The sequence below is a fragment of the Streptomyces sp. NPDC040622 genome, from assembly GCF_055593965.1.
In genome coordinates this window covers 1-19,410 of the sequence record NZ_JBVIXD010000006.1, presented here as the reverse complement: position 1 = coordinate 19,410, position 19,410 = coordinate 1, and the positions used below count along the sequence as shown (strand labels likewise).

Genomic DNA, 19,410 nt, shown 5'->3' with positions numbered 1-19,410 from the left:
CGCGTGCCGCCGCGGCACAGGGGTCACGGCTGGGGGGAGCCGCCGATGGATGCCAGGGACGACCGTGCCGCCGATTCCGCGGGCGAGCCGGAGGACCGCCGCCCCGACGAGTTCGGACCGCCACCTCAGGAACCACCCCCGCCCCAGGGACCACCGCCACCTCAGGGACCGCCCCTGCCCCAGGGACCACCGCCACCTCAGGGACCACTTCCGCCCCAGGGGCCACCCCCGCCTCCACCACCGGCATCACAGCCGCCCACCCCACCCTCCACAGCACCAGCGCCAGCACCAGCGCCAGCACCAGCACCAGCGCCATCACCAGCACCCGCACCCCCAAGAACAGCACCGCCCCCTCTCCCACCCCACCCCTCCTACGCCCCCGAGCCCGTGCTCACCCCCACCCCCACACGCACCCCCGACGACCCCACCCACCCCCGCACCCCCCTCCGCCCCGCAGCCGTCGCCCTCCTCAACCTCAGCGGTCTCGGGCTCGGCTATCTCCTCATCCGGCACCGGCTCCTCACCGCCCTCTGCTGTGCCGTGACCGTCACCCTGCTCCTCGTCGCGCTGCCCGCCGACGTCGACCGCGTGCCCACCGGCGTCCTCGTCGGGTACGCCGCCCTCCTGCTGCTGGCCGCCGCGCACGGCGCGTACCGCGCGAGCCGCGACCGGAACCGGTGGCCGCTGCGGGCGCCGCTCGCCGTCGCGCTCGGCGTCGTCCTGCTCGCCGTGCCCGCGGGCGGCTCCTTCGCGTACGAGTCCGCGCACGACGAGGCGGTCGAACAGATGCTCCTCGACCGCCTCGACAAGGCCGACCGCATCGTCGCGGGCCTCGAAGGACGGGCCTTCGGGCGCGCGACGGAGCGGCAGTACGAGCGGGCGCTCGCCATCTACCGCGGCCTCGCCGGGGACCACCCGGACTCGAAGGCCGCAGGCCGCCTGCCCGCCAGCCTCGCCACGTACTACAAGGCGGCCGCCGCCCCGTACGCCGCCAAGCGGTACTGCGACGCACTCGCCCCGCTCCAGCACCTGCGGACCGTCCCCGCCACCCTCGGCGCGCGCGGCAAGGACCGCCTCGGCACCCTCGCCACCTGGCCCGACGACCGCCTCGCCACCTCGCTGTACGAGTGCGGGGTCGCCGGCCTCGGCAAGGCGGACGCCCATGACCCGCTGGGGAAACTCCTGACCACCTTCCCCGAGTCGGACCAGGCCGCGAAGGTCGAGCCCGCCCTGCGCGACGCCATCGACACGCGCGCGGCCGCCCTCAAGGGCGCCGACCCCTGCCAGGGCGTCACCGAGCTGCGCGCCCTCGCCGGGACCGCGGCGGCGCTGCCCGGCGACCGGGTCGACACCGAGGCCCTGCGCGGCGCCACCGACCGTGCCGTGGAGCGCGGGGTCTACGCCTGCGGGGTGGACGAGTTCGAGGACGCCGACTTCACGAAGGCCGCCTCGACCCTGAACGGCTTCGCCGAGCAGTACCCGGGCAACAAGAAGCGCGACCGTGCCCAGGACATCGCGGTCGCCGCGGAGATCGCCGCCCTGCGCCCGGCCGCGGGCCGCCGCCTGCCCCCGGCCCGCTCGTCGGGCGGCGGCCCGGTCGAGTTCGTCGTCGCCAATCTCGGCCCCGGCGAGCTGGAGCTCCTCTACACCGGCCCCACCACGGGCTCCCTGAAGGTCAAGGACTGCGCGTCCTGCCGCATCTACGCCACCAAGTCCCAGGGCGACGCCGCCTGCAAGGCCGGCGTATCGACGTACCCGAAGAGGACGCTGCGGCTGCCCGCCGGCGAGTACCACTTCCTCTACAAGCGGGCCACCGTCCGCGATCGAGCCGACGGCGGGAGGCTCAGCACCTCCTACCGTTACACCGACTGCTCCTTCGTGACCCGCGGCACCGCCGGGCTCGGGCTCACTTAACACCTGGTCAGGGGCACGCCGGACCGTCATTGCCCGGCGTCGTACCGCGTGATACACAGAGTGACCAGACCTCATGTACGAGGAAACGTACGAAGTCAGCCAACGAATGGCGCCAAGGCGACACTCGCGGGCCCGATTGTCGGCGAGAATGAGCTGTCCTCTGCACCGAGGCGGGCAGAGACGGCAGAACAACCCACTACGGGCGGTGAGTTACACATGCTTTTGGCAGCCGAGAAGGGCGACATCACCACCATCATCGGCGGGATCGCCCCCGACTGGGGTCCCTTCGGGACCCTGGGCAACGAGGCACGCGTGATGATCGAGGTCGTGATGGCGATCGCCATCCTCCTCTGTCTCGGCATCGCGATCTGGGGCGCGGCGAAGCAGCGCATCGGCGCGACGGCGCTGCGTGACACCTTCAGCGCGGAACAGGGCAAGGGCCTCATCGTCGCGGGCCTGACCGGCGTCTTCATCATCGGATCGCTCGGCACGCTGTTCACCATCGTGTACGGCATGGCGGTCTAGCCGGCGCGGGCCCCACCCCGCGACCGCCGCCCGCCGCCCTTCCTGTCCCACCCCGACCCGTCCCGCCCCACCCCGCCCCTCTTCGTCCCCCTTACTCCCCCACCCGTTACTCCCCCACCCGTCCGTCGTGCCCACCGGCTGAGGTTGCGTCTCCCTGATGTCGAGTCACCACACCGCGCCCGCGCGGGAACCAGCAGGGCTACCGTCGTACGTGGCGGTTCAGCGAGAGGTTGAGGGGGCGTACGCGGAATGAGTCTCGACGACGAGCGGAACAACGGACTCTTCGGCGGCTCGGGAGAGACCAGGACACGGCTCCCCGAGGGCGAGGGCGGCGACGACGTCTACGGCAACGCGCGCAGATCCGGCCGCGGCGGCCGGTCCTCCTCACGCAGCCTGGTGACGGTCGTCGGGGTCGTGGTCCTGCTCATCGCGGCCATCGCCTTCGCCAACCGGGGAGGCGACGAGTCCTCGTCGGGGGACGGTGGCGGGGACGGCAAGAAGGCGGGTTCCTCACCGACGGCGGCCTCGGGGACGAAGCCGGTCGGGGGCAAGAACGACGGCATCGCTTCCGGGTTCGCCAAGAGTGAGCAGGGCGCCCAGAGCGCCGCTGCGAACTTCGCCGTGCCGCTCGGCTCCGCCGAGATGTTCGACAAACCCAAGCGCGACACGATCCTCAACACCGTCATGGCTCCGTCCAGCGTCGCCAAGTTCCAGGCGCAGCTGGACAAGGCGTACACAGGGCCGTTCTTCAAGAACGTCGGTCTGAACGAGGACGGTTCGACGCCGAACGGCTACCAGTTCATCTCCCGCACGACCCCGATCGGCACAAAGGTCACCGAATTCTCGGCGGACAAGGCGACCGTCGAGGTCTGGTGCAGTGGCTTGCTCGGCCTGGCCGGGGAGAAGTCCACCAAACCAGTCACCAACAGCTGGTTCACGATCACCATGAAGCTGGCGTGGCTCGACGGCGACTGGAAAGCCGTCACACACTCCCAAAAGGACGGTCCCGCCCCGGTCCCGGGCGACGACCGCGCATCGAATTCCGACGAGATCGCCAAGGCGGTCGAAGGATACGGAGGGTTCACCTATGCCCGGTAGCCGCCGTGTACTCCGACTCAGTGCCGCTGTCGCGGCCGTGCAGGCCACGGCGGTGCTCTTCGCGACCCGGGCCCTCGCCGCGCCGGATCCCAAGGACGACAACGCCTGCGACCTGATCCACGGCCCCGCCAAAAAATACTGCGAAAAAGGCAAAGAGGGCGGCAGCGGAGGCGGCGGCGGCAAATACCCCGCCGACTCCCCCCTGGGCGACACCCTCGACCCCCTCAGCTCCCTCGCCAAGGGCTGCGCCGACGCCGCGTCCTGGACCGTCGACAAGCTGTCCGACGCCGTCAAGGACACCGCGAACGTCGACTTCACGAATTCCAAGTTCCTCCAGCAGTACGCCGTCGTCTTCGCCGCCTCGACCGTCCTGACGCTGCTCCTGTGGCTGATGGCGGTCGCCAAGCGGGCGGTGCGCGGCGTGCCGCTGACCACCGCGATCTCCGAGGCCATCGGGTTCCTGTGGCTCACCGTCCTGGCCTCCGCCTTCACCCCGCTGATCCTGTACACGGTCGTCTCGGCGACCGACGGCGTCACGGATGTCATCGCGAAGGCGACGGGCGGTCAGACGGACACGTTCTTCGGGACGTTCTCGGGCGCCCTGAAGAAGGGCGAGGACATCGGCGGCGGCCCGATCATGCTGATCGTCGTCTCGCTCGTGTCGATCCTCGCGGCCGGCGTGCTCTGGCTGGAGCTCGTCATCAGGGCGGCGCTCCTGTACGTAGGAGCGCTCCTCGGCACCGTCGTGTACGCGGGCCTCGTCGACAAGAACCTCTGGTCGCACGTGCGCCGCTGGGCGGGGATCATGATCGCCGTCATCCTCGTCAAACCGATCATCGTCATCGTGCTGGGCCTCGCGGGCGCCCTCTCGGCCGACGACGGGCCCGACTCGTTCTCGGCCGTCGTCTCCGGGCTCTCGATCATCCTGCTCGCCATCTTCGCGAGCGCCATGATCTACCGCTTCGTGCCGGGCTTCGGTGACGAGATCGCGGGTTCCCGCAACAACCGCATCATGCGCGGCGCCGAGAACAAGGCCGCCGCCGTCATCAGCTCTCCCGCCTCCCTCGTCTCCCAGGGCATCAAGACCCACAGCGCCCGGGGCAACGGCGGCGGTGGCGGTGGCGGTGGCGGGAGCAGCCAGCCCCGGCCCGCCAACCCCGCCAGCGGCGGTGTCGCCGCACACAGCAGTCGTCCCTCCGGGGGCGGCGGCTCCTCGAACGGCGGCGGATCTGTCCCCTCCGCCGCACCCCAGCCGCGCGGCAGCGCGACGAACACACCGCACGCGGGCAACCGCGGCGGGTCCGGCAAGAGCAGTACCAACCGCACGGGAGGTGAAGGGCGTTGACGACCCAGTCCCACGTGTCCCAGCCGGTCGCGCCCCGCCGCACATATCTGATCGGCCGGGCCCGGCCGAGCGCGATCGTCGGCAAGAACCGCGAGACCGGGGAGATCGCCCTGATCATCGTGGGGGCGTTCCTCGGCATGATGTGCGGACTCCTCGTCCCCGTCCTCTCCCTGCGCATCGTGCTGCTCACGGGCCTGCCCATGCTCGGCATCGCGGCGGTGTACGTCCCGTACAAGGGCCGGACGTTCTACAAGTGGTTCGAGATCAACCGGAGTTACAAGCGCTCCCTCAGGCGCGGCACCGCCTACCGCTCCGCCGCGCCCGAGGCGGGCCTGCGGCTCGACGGCCGCGAGGTGGAGATCGGCCCGCCGCCCGGCATCGGCCGCATCAACTGGCTGGCCGCGCCCTTCGGCCCCGACGAGATCGCCGTGCTGCTGCACGCGGACCGCAGGACCGTCACGGCGGCCATCGAGATCGAGGGCCCCGGTGTGGGGCTGCGCGACTCGGAGGACCAGGAGGCGCTGGTCGACCGGTTCGGCACGCTCCTCAAGCACGTCGCGAACGGCGACGGCTTCGTCACCCGCCTGCAGATGCTCGCCCGTACGCTGCCCGCCGACCCGGACGCCCACGCCAAGGACGTCAGCCAGCGCGGCGACGACCGGTCCCTGCCCTGGCTCCAGCAGTCCTACGACCAGCTGCAGTCGATGGTGTCGACCAGCAGCGAGCAGCACCGCGCCTACCTCGTCGCCTGCATGCACTACTCCCGCGACCTGGCCGCCGAGGCGCAGGCGATGGCCCGCGCGGCCCGGCCGCACGGCGGCAGGAAGCTCGACAAGGACGCCGGTCTCGCCGTCGTCATGGCGCGCGAGCTGACCGACATCTGCTCGCGGCTGCAGGAGGCGGACATCCGTGTGCGGCAGCCGCTCGGCCAGGGCCGCCTCGCCTCGCTCGTGCACTCCATGTACGACCCGGACCACCCCATCGACCACATCCAGGCGATGACGAAGCGCAACGCCTGGCCGGCCGAGCTCGACGCCATGGAGGCCACCTACCTCCAGGCGAAGACCCGCGAGTCCTCCACCCGCGCTCCCTGGTGCCACTCGACGGCCTGGGTGAAGGAGTGGCCGATGACGCCCGTGGGCGTCAACTTCCTCGCACCGCTGCTCGTGCACACCCCGGACGTGATCCGGACGGTGGCCGTGACGATGGACCTCGAACCCACCGAGGTCGCCATCGAGCGGATGCTGACCGAGAAGACGAACGACGAGGCGGAGGCCAGCCGCCAGGCCAAGATGAACCGCACGGTCGACCCCCGCGACATCGCCTCGCACTCCCGCCTTGACCAGCGCGGCGAGGACCTGGCGAGCGGCGCGGCGGGCGTGAACCTGGTCGGCTACATCACGGTCTCCTCCCGTTCCCCGGAGGCGCTCGCGCGCGACAAGCGCACCATCCGCGCCTCCGCCGGCAAGTCGTATCTGAAGCTGGAGTGGTGCGACCGCGAGCACCACAGGGCCTTCGTCAATACGCTGCCGTTCGCGACCGGCATCCGACGCTAGACGTAGAGGCAGGCTGTTGAGATGCGGGATCCGCTGACCGTCCTCACGGACGCCTTCACCGCCTTCCTGTTCGGGAAGGTCGAGACGACCAGGCTTCCGGTGCGTACGTCGACGGGGCAGGCCCAGGCGGTCTACCTCCCGACGGCCGCACCGGGCCTCGGCGACTCGGGCGTGATCATCGGGCGTGAGGTCTACTCCGGCAAGGGCTACATCTACGACCCCTTCCAGCTGTACGGGCAGCAGCTGCCCGCGCCGCACTGGCTGGTGCTCGGCGAGTCCGGCAACGGCAAGTCGGCCCTGGAGAAGACGTACGTCCTGCGCCAACTGCGCTTCAAGGACCGCCAAGTGGTCGTCCTGGACGCACAGGGCGAGGACGGCGTCGGCGAGTGGAACCTCATCGCGCAGGAGCTGGGCATAACGCCGATCCGGCTCGACCCGACGGCGGCCCTGGACATGGGCATCCGGCTCAACCCCCTCGACCCCGCGATCACGACGACGGGCCAGCTCGCGCTGCTCCGCACGATCATCGAGGTCGCGATGGGGCACGGCCTGGACGAGCGGTCGGGTTTCGCGCTGAAGGTCGCGCACGCGTACGTGAACGAGACGATCGTGGAGCGCCAGCCGGTCCTGACCGACATCGTCGAGCAGCTGCGCCACCCCGAGCCGGAGTCGGCCGAGGCCATGAACGTGGCCATAGACGACGTGCGGGCGTGGGGTCTGGACGTGGCGCTGGTCCTGGACCGACTGGTCGACGGTGACCTGCGGGGCATGTTCGACGGGCCGACGACGGTGGGCATCGACCTCGACGCCCCGCTGATCGTCTTCGACCTGTCGCACATCGACCGGAACTCCATCGCCATGCCGATCCTGATGGCGATCGTCGGCGTGTGGCTGGAGCACACGTGGATCCGGCCCGACCGCAAGAAGCGGATCTTCCTGGTGGAAGAGGCGTGGCACATCATCAACTCGCCGTTCGTGGCCCAGCTGTTCCAGCGGCTGCTGAAGTTCGGGCGGCGGCTCGGCCTGTCGTTCGTGGCGGTGGTCCACCACCTGAGCGACGTGGTGGACGGGGCGGCGGCCAAGGAGGCGGCCGCGATCCTGAAGATGGCCTCCACCCGGACCATCTATGCCCAGAAGGCGGACGAGGCACGGGCGACGGGCATGGTGCTCGGGCTGCCCAGGTGGGCCGTCGAGATCATTCCCACGCTCACGCCCGGCATCGCGGTCTGGGACGTCAACGGCAACGTGCAGGTGGTCAAGCACCTGATCACCGAGACGGAACGGCCACTGGTCTTCACGGACCGCGCCATGACCGAGTCGTCGGCGGACCTCCCCGACGACGCCCCGGCCGACGACGCGCTGCGGGCGGCCGAGCTGGAGGCGGAGGAGCGGGCGGCATACATGGAGCAGCATGCGGGATGAGTGGGAGCGGGGCCGTTCCTCCGACGGACGGCCCGCTCACGGACGGGGCCCCGACCGGGGAGGCCGACCCGAACGCGGCGTTCCCGACGGCCTCTTGGTGGGCTTCCTGGCCTTCCTGATCGGGGCCACGGTCCTGGTCTGGTCGGCCACGAACCTGGCAGGCCGGTTCGCGCACGGGGCGTGGCCCCGGAACGTCTCCTTCGGCGATACGCCCCCGGCGGTACGCCACTTGATCGGCAGCCCGCAGGACGTGGCGGGCGCCTGGCCCACCACACCGGCGGGCGAGCTGTCGGGGTACGGCCTGTTCTGGGGCCTGTTCCTCGGCCAGCTGATGATCCTGATCGTGCTGACGGTCTTCGTGATGGGGACCCTGGCACGCTGGCGCGCGGTGCGCAGGGAACGGCGGGAGGCGCGGATGTCCCGCGGCCGGCCCGCGGGCGCCGGATCCGGCGCCCCCTCGTCGCAGACCGCTCCCGCCGCGCCCACGCAGCCCACGCAGCCCTCTCCGGCGGCCCAGGACGCCCAGCCCGCCATGGGCGTGGAGCACGCGGCCCGCGCGGACGCACCGCTCACGGACGCACCGCTCACGGACGCACCACTCTTGGAGAAGCCGCTCGTCGGCGGCGCGGAGACCTTGATCCCGGCCCCGGCCCCGGCCCCCGCACCTGCCCAGGCTCAGGCTCCGGCCCCGACCTCGGGTTTCGAGTCCCCCCACGCCGGAGGACCCCCGGGAACCACCGTCCCGACCCCCCGTGTCCCCCTGGTCCTCGGCAGCGCCGAGGACCGCCGGCCGCACGCCGTCCAGGCCGTCCGGGACGCCGAGGGTGCCGCCCTGGTCCTGACCTCCGACCCCACCCTGTGGGCCGAGACGAAGGACGCCCGCGCCAAGCTGGGCCCCGTCCTGCTCTACGACCCCTCCCACCTGTGCGACACCCCGGCCCGCCTCCACTGGTCCCCCATCACCGGCTGCCAGGACAGGGCGACGGCCGACGCACGGGCCGCCGCGCTGCTCGCCCCGACAAGACCGGCCGCGAAGCTGGACCTCGCCGTGGCCGACACGGCCCGGGTCCTGCTGCGCAGCTTCCTGCACGCCGCCGCCGTGGCCGACAAGCCGATGAAGCTCGTCCACCGCTGGTCCCAGGGCACGCAGATCCAGGAGGCGGTACGCATCCTCCGTACGCACCCCAAGGCGTCGTCCGGTGCCGCGGGCGAGCTGGAGGCAGCCCTCACCGCGTATCCGGAACGGCGGGACATCGCACAGGAGTTGACCGCCCGCACCCTGTCCGCGCTCTTCACCGTCCACGTCCGCGAGTCCTGCACCCCGAACCGAACTGACGCGCTCTCCCTGGATTCCTTCGTCGATGAAGGGGGCACGCTTTTTGTGGTGGGTGAGGCGATCGAGGATCCCAAGTCCCGCCAGGGCCCGGGTGCCATGCCCCTCTTGACGGCACTCGCCTCCAGCGTGGTCGAGCACGGCCGGCGCATGGCCGAACGGTCATCCTCCGGTCGGCTCGACCCACCAATGACGCTCGTCCTGGACGACGTCGCCGCGGTGGCTCCGCTGCCGCAGCTGCCGGAGCTGCTGGCCGGCGGGGCGGACCGGGGTCTGCCGACCTTGGCCCTGCTCCGGTCGCGGGAACAGGGCAGGGCGCGCTGGCCGGACGGCGAACTCCCGTCCCTGTGAAGCCGGGGCGCCGGGGCGGGGCGCCGGGGCGGGCCGCCGGGAGCGCGGCGGTCACTCAGCGCTTCCCGCCGTCCACGTCCAGCGTCGTCCCCGTGGTGAACGAGTTCTCCATCAGGTAGGCGGCCGCGTGCGCGACCTCCTCCGCGGTGCCGGGCCGCCCCACCGGCAGCCGCCCACCGGTCTCCTCGCGGTAGGCGCGGTGCTCCTCGGGGGTCATCAGGTGCGCGTGCGTGTCGGTCGGGCCCGGCGCGACCGCGTTGACCCGCAGCGGGGCGAGCTCCATCGCCAGGGACTTCACGGCGGCCTCGACCGCACCGTTGACGGCGGCGAAGGCGAAGTAGCCGGGGTCGGCCTTCCGGTAGAGGTAGCCGGAGACGAGGGTGACCGACCCGGTCGTCTTCGGCATGTACGGCAGCGCGGCCCGCAGGCACCGGTACTGCCCCCACCACTTGATCTCGAAGAAGCGCCGCACCTGCGCCTCCGTGAGCTCGCCGAAGGGGGCGATCACGCTGCCGGACGCGCAGGTGAAGAGGTGGTCGATGGTGCCGACCGACCCCATGACCGCTTCGACGGCCGCACCGTCGGTGACGTCCAGGGCGCGGAACTCCGCCTCGGCGCCGGTTAGTTCGCGGATCCGCTCGGCGTGCGGGCGTACCGCGTCCGCGCTGCGGTCGGTGAGGACGACGCGGGCGCCGCGCCGTGCGACGAGTTCGGCGGTGGCGAGCCCGATGCCGCCGCCCGCGCCGGTGATGACGACGGTGCTGCCGGAGAGATTCACAAGAATCACGTCCCCTTCGATTCCCAAGCGATTCGACTTCTTCGCTTCGAGTCTCACAGCGTCACCCTTCATTGACCTTCGAAATCCCGGTGCATAATCGTGCGATGCACGATGACGCACATGCCGCGGACGCCGTGGGCGCCGCCGAGGACCCCGGCGCCGGCTGTCGGTGCACCGGCACCGCCGCCGCCCCCTGCGCCGAGGGCCTGAGCCGCTACCGCGCCGCCGTCGTCAAAGGGTGCCTGCCGCGCGCGACGGCGCCCCGCTGCCTCGTACGCCTTGGGCTGCTGACGCCACCGCCGGACGACCCGGCCGTCCTCGTGCCCGTATCGCCGCAGACGGCCGAGTCGGAACTCCTGACCCCGGTAAGGGAGTTGCTGGAGAGCCAGCAGGAGCGGCTGCGGTCGATCAGTTCCGGGTTCTCGCCGGTGCACGCCATCTACCGGGCGGCCCGGCGCGAGTCCCAGGACTGGCTGACCGCGGTCGACGGCGCGGAGGCCGTGCCCGCACTCCTGGAGCAGGCCGTACGGGGATGCCGCACCGAACTGCTGACGGTGCAGCCGTCGGGCGACCGAGGCCCGTACGACCTGACCGACCCGGCCCTCGTCCCGCCGGGCGTCACCCACCGCGCCCTGTTCCCGCACGCGGCCCGCACGCACGCCGCGCAGTGGCGGCACATCCAGGAGATCGAGCGGGCGGGCGGCCGGGTGCGCACCCTGCACCGGCTCACCGGCCGCCTGATCCTCTGCGACCGCACGACCGCCTACCTCGCACACCGCGAGGAGAGCGACGGGATGCGGCCCGGGGGCCGCGACGGGAGCGGTGACACGCGGCCCGGAGGACACGACGAGGGCGGAACCGCGGGAACCGCGGGAACCGGGGGCGCCGGAGCGGTCCGGGCCCACCGGGGCGCGGTCGAGCTACGCCACCCCGCCGTCGTCGCCCACCTCGCCGCGGCCTTCGACGACGCGTGGGAGCGGGCCGTGCCGGTGGCCGAACCGGCCGCCGCCCGCACCCGGGAGCCGCTGATCGTCGACGAGGTCCGCCGCGCGGTCGTGCGGCAGCTGGTCGCGGGCCTCACGGACGAGGCGATCGCGCGCCGCCTGGGGGTGTCACGGCGTACGGTCGCAGGTCATGTGGCCGCCATCTCCAGGGAGTTGGGGTCGCGTTCGCGGGCCCAGCTCGGCTACCTGATCGCCCGCGCGGAACCCGACCTCCACCCCTGAGGAGCCCCCGGGCCGACCGCCGCGTCACACGCCACGGCCCCGACTCACCCCGCACGACCTCCCTCACCCCGCCCGTAGAGCAGCAGGAAGATCTCCACCCCGTCCCGCACGATCTCCTCGACCTGGGCCTTCTCCAGCGGGAGCGCCCCGAAGTACGACTCGGCCGTCACCCCGCCGCCCACCATGAGCGCGAAGTGCCGCGCCGCCTTGCGCGCGTTCGTCTCGTCGACGGCGAGATGGCCCTGCCGCCCGAGCTCCAACAGCCAACGCCCCAGCGCCTCTTGAGAGGCCTGCGGCCCGACCCGCTGCCACTCCTCCAGGACGTCGAGGGGCAGCCGGCCGCCCTCCGGGATGATCTGGCGCACGACGGAGAAGTGCGCGGGGTGCGCCGCGCTCTGGCCGACCCAGTCGCGGGCGAGGTCCAGGAGGTCCTCGTCGACGTCCCGGATCTTGCGCAGATGCCGCTCGAAGAGGGCGTCCGCGGCCGCCGTGACCGACGCCGCGCTCTCCAGCAGCACGGCGCGGAAGAGGCCCGCCTTGTCGCCGAAGTGGTTGTAGATGGTGCGCGTGGAGACGCCGGCCTCGGCGGCGATGGCGTCGATGCTCGCACGCGTGTAGCCCTCGCGCCCGAAGACGGTGCGGGCACCGCTCGTGATGGCCCTGCGCTTCTCCAACATCCCCTTGCGCGGGGGCTTCTGCCCCTCTTCACGCCGCCCTGCTTCACCCTGTTCTGCCTTGTCCGCCATCTCACCTCTCCCAGAAAAATTACAATGACCGTTGTAATCATTACAACGTTCGTTGTACTTTACTCGCATGCCTACCGAGACCGCTCCGCAGGCCCCGCCGCTTGTCCGCAGGGGCCGTCCCGTCCTGACCCTCCTCGTCGTCCTGCTCGGCATGCTCACGCTGCCGATGGCGATGTCCGGCACCACCGTGGCCCTGCCCCGCATCGGCTCCGACCTCGACGCGTCGGGCGCGGCCCTCCAGTGGGTGGTCGTCGGCTACTTCCTCGCCGCCTCCTCCTTCATGCTCGTCGCCGGCTCGCTCGGCGACATCTTCGGCCGCCGCCGCGTCCTCACCACCGGCGCCGCGCTCTACTCGGCAGGCACGCTCGCGGCCGCCTTCGCCCACCACATCCTGCTCCTGGACGCCGCCCGCCTCCTCTCCGGCGCGGGCGCCGCCGGGGTCATGGCGAGCGGCGGCTCCCTGCTCGCGGCCACCTTCACCGGCGCCGCGAGGACCAGGGTGTTCGCCGCCCTCGGCACCACGGCGGGCGTCGGCCTCGCCATCGGCCCCACCTTCTCCGGATGGATGGTGGACGGACTCGGCTGGCGCACCACGTTCCTGGTCTTCGCCGCCGCGGGCGCCCTCATCCTCACCGGCACCCGCTTCCTCGCCGAGTCCCGCGCCGCCGCCGCGCCGCACGTCGACAAGGCCGGCGCCGCCACCTTCATCGGCGGCCTCTCCCTGACCCTGTTCGCCGTCACGCAAGGCTCCAAGTCCGGCTGGGGGTCGGTGGGCACGCTGCTGCCGCTCGCCGCGGGCGTGGCGCTGCTGATCACCTTCGTACGGGTCGAGAAGCGCCTCACCGCCACCGGCGGGCACCCCATCCTCGACCTCTCCCTGGCCCGCAACCCCGCCTTCCTCGGCTGGTCGCTCGGCTCGTTCGGGCTCGGCGCGGGCACCACCGGCGTCCTGGTCTTCCTGCCCACCTACCTCCAGGGCACCAGCGGCACCACGGCACGCGAGGCGGGCCTGATCCTGCTCCTGATGACCGTCCCCGTCCTCGCCCTGCCCCCGCTCGGCGCCCGCCTGACCAACCGCGGCGTCCCGGCCCGCCACCTGCTCGTCCTGTCCCTGCTCCTGATCGCCGCCGGCAACGCCTGGCTGACCACCCTGCACCCCGGCATCTCCACGGCGGCGCTCGCGGGCCCCCTGCTGACCGTCGGCGTCGGCCAGGGCCTGTCGCTCGGCATCATCGACGCCCAGGCGCTCGGCATGGTCGAGCCCGCCCAGATCGGCATGGCGTCGGGCTTCCTCAACACCGTCCGCGGCGGCACCGGCGCCGTGATGCTCACCCTCTTCGGGGCACTCCTGCTGGCCCTCGTGGAGTCCCGGGTCGGCTCGGCGGAACTCGCGGGCCGCGTCACGGCCGGCGCGGGCGGCCACGCGGGCCCGTTCACGGAGGCCTGGCGGATCACGCTCTGGACGGTGGCGGGCGGCGCCGCCGCACTCGCGCTCCTGACCGCCCGCCTGCTGCGGCCACCCGCCGCCCGCCCCACGACGGACACGACCTCACCGGCACGGCCCGAACCCAGGACCCCGGCCCGGACGCACTGACCCGGCACGGCTGGGCCCGGCTACCACCCGGCACGGCTCAGCCCGACTACCACCCGGCCCAGCGCACCACGGCCCAGCAAGGCCACAGAACCGACCGACTTCCCGCCCTTACGCACCTACGGGCACCACTCTTGAGGAGAACGCCATGTCCACCACCCCGAACGCCACCCCCGCCTCCGCCACCGAGGCCCCCGCCCCGCTGCGCCTCGCCGTCATCGTCGGATCGACCCGCGACGGCCGTTTCGGCCCCACCGTCGGCACCTGGTTCACCGCCCTCGCCGAGCGCCACTCCGGCTACACCGTGGACGTCATCGACGTCGCCGGCCTGGTACTGCCGTCGGCGCACCCGGACTGGGGCACCGAACGCACCCCGGCCCTCACCGCGCTCGCCGAGCGGGTCGACGCCGCCGACGCGTACGTGGTGATCACCCCGGAGTACAACCACAGCTTCCCGGCGGCCCTGAAGCACTTCATCGACCTGCACCGCACCGAGTGGGAGGCCAAGCCGGTCGCCTTCGTCTCGTACGGCGGCCTCGGCGGCGGCCTGCGCGCGGTCGAGCAGCTGAGGCTGGTCTTCGCCGAGCTGCACTGCACGACCGTCCGCGACGTGGTCAGCTTCCACAACGCCTGGGACCACTTCGGCGAGAACGGCCGGGCGCACGAGGAGAACGGCGCGGCCGGCGCCGCCAAGGTCATGCTGGACCAGCTCTCCTGGTGGGCGAGGGCCCTGCACACGGCCCGCACGGAAACCCCGTACAACTGATCCGCGTACGACTGGCCCGCGTACAACTGACCCGCGTACAGCGGCCCGCGCCACACGAGCCCAGAAGCCACAAAGCCACCCAAGACCCCACGCGCCGCCCGGACCGTCTCCGGGCGGCGCGTCCTCGATCCCGTCTCCCGGCGGCGCGTCCTCGACGCCCGGCCCGTCAGCCCCGCTTCAGCACCATCTCGAACTCCCGTGAAGCGGAGTCACCGGGCACCGGAACGGCGACTCCGCTGCTCACGAACCCGAACCGCCGGTAGAACGCCTGTGCCCGCGGATTGTTCTCGTGGACGTACAGCCGTACCCGGTCGAGGTCGGCCAGGGACCACGCCCAGGCGACCGCCGCCTCGAACAGCGCGTCCGTCGCGCCGCTCCCCCGGTGCTCCGGCCGCACATAGACGGCCACGAGATGCGCCTGCCGCTGCGCGACGACCCCGCCGAACACGTCGTCCGCCCCTGCCTCCTCGACCAGCACGGTCACCGTGCCGGCCCACACGCCGTGCGGCCCCTCCGCCACGAACTGCCGGACGGCCGTCCCCCGCGCGGCGCCCGCCGCCCGCTCCCGCCAGAACGCGTCCGGTTTCGCCGCCGCCTCCTCGTACGTCTCCAGGAAGGCGACCGGCGCCGCCGGGTCCCGCAGCGCGGCCAGCCGGACCTCCCTGACCTGCGGCCATTCGTCGGCGCGGACGGCACGCACCGTGTATTCGCGGTCCAGCCCGCGACCTGTCCCGTGAGCCGGCCCCTGAGCCATCCCTTGATCCATCCCCTGATCCTAGATTTCTCGGGGTCGCCGTCGTACCGGGGTACTACCCCCGGCCCGTACTTCCCGCCCCCGGTCCGACGATCCGCGCCCCCGCCGACGCCAGGATCGACACCATGATTAGGGCATACGGACTGACCAAGCAGTACGGCGGCAAGCCCGCGAAGAAGGCGGTCGACGACCTCAGCTTCGAGGTCCACCCGGGCACCGTCACCGGCTTCCTCGGCCCCAACGGCGCGGGCAAGTCCACCACCATGCGGATGCTCCTCGGCCTCGACGCCCCCACCCGGGGCCGCGCCACCGTCGGCGACCGCGCCTACGCGGCCCACCCGGCGCCCCTGCACGAGGTGGGCGCCCTCCTGGAGGCCCGCTCGGTCCACCCGGGCCGCTCCGCGTACCACCACCTCATGGCGCTCGCCCACACGCACTCCATCCCGAAGAGCCGCGTGGACGCCGTCCTGGAGCTGGCGGGCATCAACGAGGTCGCCCGCAGGCGCGTCAAAGGGTTCTCGCTCGGCATGGGCCAGCGCCTGGGCATCGCGGCCGCCCTGCTCGGCGACCCCGCCACGGTCATCCTCGACGAGCCGGTCAACGGACTCGACCCCGAGGGCGTCCTGTGGATCCGCAACCTCCTCAAGTCCCTTGCCGCCGAAGGCCGTACGGTCCTCGTCTCCTCGCACCTCATGAGCGAGATGGCGCTGACCGCCGAGCACCTGATCATCATCGGCCGCGGCAGGCTCCTCGCGGACACCACCGTCGAACGATTCGTACGGGATGCGGGCACCGGATCCGTCAAGGTCGTGACCCCCGAGGCCGGCCTCCTGAGCGAACTGCTCGCGGGGCCCGACGTACGCGTCACCGGCGAGGTCCCCGGCGTCCTCGACGTGCGCGGCGCGGACGCCGAACACATCGGCCGCACCGCCGCCTCCCACGGCATCCCCCTGTTCGAACTCACCCCGCACACCGCCTCGCTGGAGCAGGCGTTCATGGACCTCACCCGGGACTCCGTCGAGTACGTCGCCTCGGCCGTCCCGACCGACGTGACCGGCACCCGCCGACCGGAAGGAGCAGCGGCATGAGCAGCAGCACCGCCACCCGACCCGCCCCGCAGACCCCCGGCGCCCGGGGGAGCGCCGCCCCCGCCTGCCGTCTGAGCGCCAAGGGCATCGCCCGCTCCGAATGGCACAAGCTGTGGACGCTCCGCTCCACCTGGATCACCCTGGGCACCGCGAGCGCCCTGGTCATCGCCGTCGGCATCACGATGGGCGTCACCTACGACGGCGACGACTCCGAGATCGACACCATCGTCTTCACCCTCTTCGGCACCCAGCTCTCCCAGATCTGCCTGGCCGTCCTCGGCATCCTCGTCACCGCGGGCGAGTACTCGACGGGCATGATCCGGGCCTCCCTCGCGGCGGTCCCGGCCCGCCTGCCCGTCCTGTGGGCGAAGGCCGGTGTCTTCACGGCCCTCGTCTTCGTCAGCTGCCTCGTGACGAACATCGCCACGTTCCTGCTCGCCCAGATCTGGCTCTCGGGCAGCGACAAGGAACTCTCGCTCACGGACTCCGGCGTCCTCGGCGCCCTCACCACGAGCGCCGCCTCGATCACCCTGCTCAGCCTGATCGCCCTGGGCCTCGGTGCCCTGCTCCGCTCGGTACCCGGCGCCATCGGCGCGTTCGTCGGCGCCGTCCTGATCCTCCCCGAGGTCCTGTCGATGCTGCCTTTCGGCGCCGTCGACACCGCCATCAGCTACTTCCCCGCCCAGGCCGCGAGCTCCCTCGGCTCGATCGCCCGCGTGGAGGACACCATCGCCCCGGGCACGGCCTTGGTCACCCTGGCCCTCTGGGCCGTCGCGATCACCGCCGCGGCATCGGTGCTGCTCAAGCGCCGCGACGTATGACATGCACCGCGAGGTGCTCCTGCGAGAGAAGCCCTTGCGAGAAGAACTCTTGTACGAGGATGAGGCCGTGACCGAGCCCCACCCCCTCACCCAGCTCCTCCAGCGGTCGACGCAGCGGGTGCGCGCCTTCGACAGGCGCCGCCCGCTCGTCTGGGACCTGCTGGTCACCGGCTTCTTCGTGGTCGCCGCCCTCGTCGACGCGAGCGGCGGCTGGCGCACCACCGCGCCCGACGACGACGTGCCGGGCCCGCTCATCCTCCTGATGAGCGTCGCCCTTTCACTTCCGGTGCTGTGGCGCCGCCGGCACCCCCTGGCGGTCCTCGCCGTCATGGCGGCCACCAGCCTGGTCAGCAGTTGGACCGGCGCGATGCTCCAGGCCTCCCTGATCCAGATGGTCGTCCTGTTCAGCATCGCGATGCGGCTGCCCCTGCGGACGCTCGGCTGGGCCGGGCTCATGATGACGGCACCCCTCGTGGTGGGCGCCGTCCGCTATCCCGAGGACAGTTGGGACCAGCAGGTCATCCCGTACGTATGGGCGTACGCGCTCGTGGCCCTCTTCGGCATCGCGGTGCGTTCCCGCCAGGACTACACCGAGGCCCTCGTCGAACGCGCCCGCCGCCTGGAGGTCGAACGCGACCAGCAGGCCCAGCTCGCCGCCGCCGCCGAACGCACCCGCATAGCCCGCGAGATGCACGACATCATCGGCCACAACCTCTCCGTCATCACCGGCCTCGCGGACGGCGGTTCGTACGCGGCCGCCAAGTCCCCGGAACGTGCGGCCCAGGCCCTCGAAGCCATCGGCGCCACCAGCCGCCAGGCCCTCACCGAACTCCGCCGCCTCCTGGACGTCCTGCGCCACGACGCGCCCGCCACCGCCGAACTCGCCCCGCAGCCAGCCCTGACGGACCTGGACCAGCTCATCGACGGCGTACGCGCCGCGGGCCTCCCGGTACGCCACACCCTGCGGGGCCGCGCCGGCCGGCTCCCCGCAGGACGCCAACTCACCGTCTACCGGGTGGTGCAGGAAGCCCTCACCAACACCCTCAAGCACGGCGGTCCCGACGCCACCGCCACGGTAGACGTCTCCTACGCGGACGACGGCGTGACGGTGGAGGTCACGGACACCGGAGCGGGCGGCGTCCCGGGACCGGGCGGCGGCCGCGGACTGACAGGAATGCGCGAGCGAACCTCGTTGTACGGCGGCACACTTGACGCGGGGCCACGCCCTCATCCGCCGGGCGGCTGGCGGGTGCACCTCCATCTCCCGAAGGACGACGAAACCCCGTGACGACCGTGCTCATCGTCGACGACCAGCCCATGCAGCGCTTCGGTTTCCGCATGCTCCTGGAGAGCCAGGACGACATGACGGTGGCGGGCGAGGCCGGGAACGGCAGCGAGGCGGTCCGCATGACGGCCGACCTCCACCCGGACGTCGTCCTCATGGACATCCGCATGCCCGGCCTCGACGGCATCGAGGCCACCCGCCGCATCGTCGCGTCGGGCGCCCGCACCCGCGTCCTGATCCTCACCACGTTCGACCTCGACGAGTACGCGTACGCGGGGCTTCGCGCGGGAGCGTCCGGCTTCCTCATCAAGGACGCCCTGCCCGAAGAGCTCCTCGCCGGAATCCGCGCCGTCGCCTCGGGCGACGCGGTCGTCGCCCCGAGCCTGACCCGCCGGCTCCTCGACGCGTACGCGGACCGCCTACCGGAGACCGGCTCCGCCCCCTCCGATCCGGCGGCCCACCCGCGCCTCTCCTCGCTCACGCAGCGGGAACGCGAAATCCTGACGGTCATGGGCCAGGGATGGACGAACGCGGAGATCGCGGGCCGACTGCACCTGGCGGAGTCCACGGTGAAGACGCACGTGGGCCGCATCCTCGCGAAGACGGGCGCGAGGGACAGGGTCCAGGCGGTGATCCTGGCGTACGACACCAAATTGGTGAGCCCGTCGTAATCTCACGCCCTCGCCCGGCCCTCGGACGTCCTCGCAGAGGAAAAGACCCCAGAACGCAGAAAACCCCCGCACCAGAGGTGCGGGGGTTTTCCTTAAAAGGAGTTCGGCGGCGTCCTACTCTCCCACAGGGTCCCCCCTGC

At 72.1% G+C, this 19,410-nt stretch carries 17 protein-coding genes; 14 read left to right on the top strand and 3 right to left on the bottom strand.

Annotated features, from left to right (window positions below; translation table 11 throughout):
- Positions 1 to 387 precede the first annotated feature (387 nt).
- The 7 genes from ACZ592_RS17775 (at position 388) to ACZ592_RS17745 (ending at position 9,544) form a co-directional block, all read left to right on the top strand.
- Positions 388 to 1,914: a hypothetical protein gene (locus tag ACZ592_RS17775; protein ID WP_471582496.1), complete on the top strand. Its 1,527-nt coding sequence runs from the start codon at positions 388 to 390 to the stop codon at positions 1,912 to 1,914.
- Between the two features lie 216 nt (positions 1,915 to 2,130).
- A complete protein-coding gene (locus ACZ592_RS17770; protein ID WP_161706025.1) occupies positions 2,131 to 2,439 on the top strand; it encodes a hypothetical protein in 309 nt (102 codons plus the stop codon).
- Positions 2,440 to 2,688: 249 nt separating this feature from the next.
- The gene (locus ACZ592_RS17765; RefSeq protein WP_471582495.1) at positions 2,689 to 3,537 is read left to right on the top strand and encodes a DUF8175 domain-containg protein; all 849 of its coding nucleotides are present in this window, start codon (positions 2,689 to 2,691) and stop codon (positions 3,535 to 3,537) included.
- Positions 3,527 to 4,882 carry a hypothetical protein gene (locus tag ACZ592_RS17760; protein WP_471582494.1) on the top strand — a complete coding sequence of 452 codons (1,356 nt, stop codon included), beginning with the start codon at positions 3,527 to 3,529 and terminating at the stop codon, positions 4,880 to 4,882. The genes ACZ592_RS17765 and ACZ592_RS17760 overlap by 11 nt, the downstream gene beginning before the upstream one ends.
- Complete coding sequence (locus tag ACZ592_RS17755; RefSeq protein WP_471582493.1) at positions 4,879 to 6,438, top strand: SCO6880 family protein; 1,560 nt, start codon at positions 4,879 to 4,881, stop codon at positions 6,436 to 6,438. Before ACZ592_RS17760 ends, ACZ592_RS17755 begins: the two co-directional genes overlap by 4 nt.
- Before the next feature lie 21 nt (positions 6,439 to 6,459).
- The gene (locus ACZ592_RS17750; protein WP_471582492.1) at positions 6,460 to 7,860 is read left to right on the top strand and encodes an ATP-binding protein; all 1,401 of its coding nucleotides are present in this window, start codon (positions 6,460 to 6,462) and stop codon (positions 7,858 to 7,860) included.
- Positions 7,850 to 9,544: a type IV secretory system conjugative DNA transfer family protein gene (locus ACZ592_RS17745; RefSeq protein ID WP_471582491.1), complete on the top strand. Its 1,695-nt coding sequence runs from the start codon at positions 7,850 to 7,852 to the stop codon at positions 9,542 to 9,544. Before ACZ592_RS17750 ends, ACZ592_RS17745 begins: the two co-directional genes overlap by 11 nt.
- Positions 9,545 to 9,599: 55 nt before the next feature.
- Here the strand turns inward: ACZ592_RS17745 and ACZ592_RS17740 are convergent, their stop codons facing one another.
- On the bottom strand, positions 9,600 to 10,331 hold the full coding sequence (locus tag ACZ592_RS17740; protein ID WP_471582490.1) for an SDR family NAD(P)-dependent oxidoreductase: 732 nt from the start codon (positions 10,329 to 10,331) through the stop codon (positions 9,600 to 9,602).
- Between the two features lie 95 nt (positions 10,332 to 10,426).
- Between ACZ592_RS17740 and ACZ592_RS17735 the strand changes: the two genes are divergently transcribed.
- Positions 10,427 to 11,548 carry a helix-turn-helix transcriptional regulator gene (locus ACZ592_RS17735; RefSeq protein WP_471582489.1) on the top strand — a complete coding sequence of 374 codons (1,122 nt, stop codon included), beginning with the start codon at positions 10,427 to 10,429 and terminating at the stop codon, positions 11,546 to 11,548.
- A 44-nt stretch (positions 11,549 to 11,592) separates the two neighbouring features.
- Here ACZ592_RS17735 and ACZ592_RS17730 read toward each other — a convergent pair whose 3' ends face one another.
- Entirely contained in the window at positions 11,593 to 12,294 is a 702-nt protein-coding gene (locus ACZ592_RS17730; RefSeq protein WP_471582488.1) for a TetR/AcrR family transcriptional regulator, read from the bottom strand.
- 67 nt (positions 12,295 to 12,361) lie between these two features.
- Between ACZ592_RS17730 and ACZ592_RS17725 the strand changes: the two genes are divergently transcribed.
- Positions 12,362 to 13,888, top strand: coding sequence for an MFS transporter (locus ACZ592_RS17725; RefSeq protein WP_471582487.1), 1,527 nt, complete (start codon positions 12,362 to 12,364; stop codon positions 13,886 to 13,888).
- A gap of 145 nt (positions 13,889 to 14,033) precedes the next feature.
- Entirely contained in the window at positions 14,034 to 14,651 is a 618-nt protein-coding gene (locus tag ACZ592_RS17720) for an NADPH-dependent FMN reductase (RefSeq protein ID WP_471582486.1), read from the top strand.
- 166 nt (positions 14,652 to 14,817) lie between these two features.
- On the opposite strand, the gene ACZ592_RS17715 is transcribed toward ACZ592_RS17720, so the two are convergent.
- Positions 14,818 to 15,405, bottom strand: coding sequence for a GNAT family N-acetyltransferase (locus tag ACZ592_RS17715; protein ID WP_471582485.1), 588 nt, complete (start codon positions 15,403 to 15,405; stop codon positions 14,818 to 14,820).
- A gap of 125 nt (positions 15,406 to 15,530) precedes the next feature.
- Here ACZ592_RS17715 and ACZ592_RS17710 point away from each other — a divergent pair, with 125 nt between their 5' ends.
- From ACZ592_RS17710 to ACZ592_RS17695, 4 genes are all read left to right on the top strand, one after another.
- Positions 15,531 to 16,493: an ATP-binding cassette domain-containing protein gene (locus ACZ592_RS17710; protein ID WP_471582484.1), complete on the top strand. Its 963-nt coding sequence runs from the start codon at positions 15,531 to 15,533 to the stop codon at positions 16,491 to 16,493.
- Positions 16,490 to 17,314 carry an ABC transporter permease gene (locus ACZ592_RS17705; RefSeq protein ID WP_471582483.1) on the top strand — a complete coding sequence of 275 codons (825 nt, stop codon included), beginning with the start codon at positions 16,490 to 16,492 and terminating at the stop codon, positions 17,312 to 17,314. The genes ACZ592_RS17710 and ACZ592_RS17705 overlap by 4 nt, the downstream gene beginning before the upstream one ends.
- Positions 17,315 to 17,381: 67 nt before the next feature.
- On the top strand, positions 17,382 to 18,602 hold the full coding sequence (locus ACZ592_RS17700; protein WP_471582482.1) for a sensor histidine kinase: 1,221 nt from the start codon (positions 17,382 to 17,384) through the stop codon (positions 18,600 to 18,602).
- Positions 18,599 to 19,270: a response regulator gene (locus ACZ592_RS17695; RefSeq protein ID WP_471582481.1), complete on the top strand. Its 672-nt coding sequence runs from the start codon at positions 18,599 to 18,601 to the stop codon at positions 19,268 to 19,270. Before ACZ592_RS17700 ends, ACZ592_RS17695 begins: the two co-directional genes overlap by 4 nt.
- Positions 19,271 to 19,410: the final 140 nt, after the last annotated feature.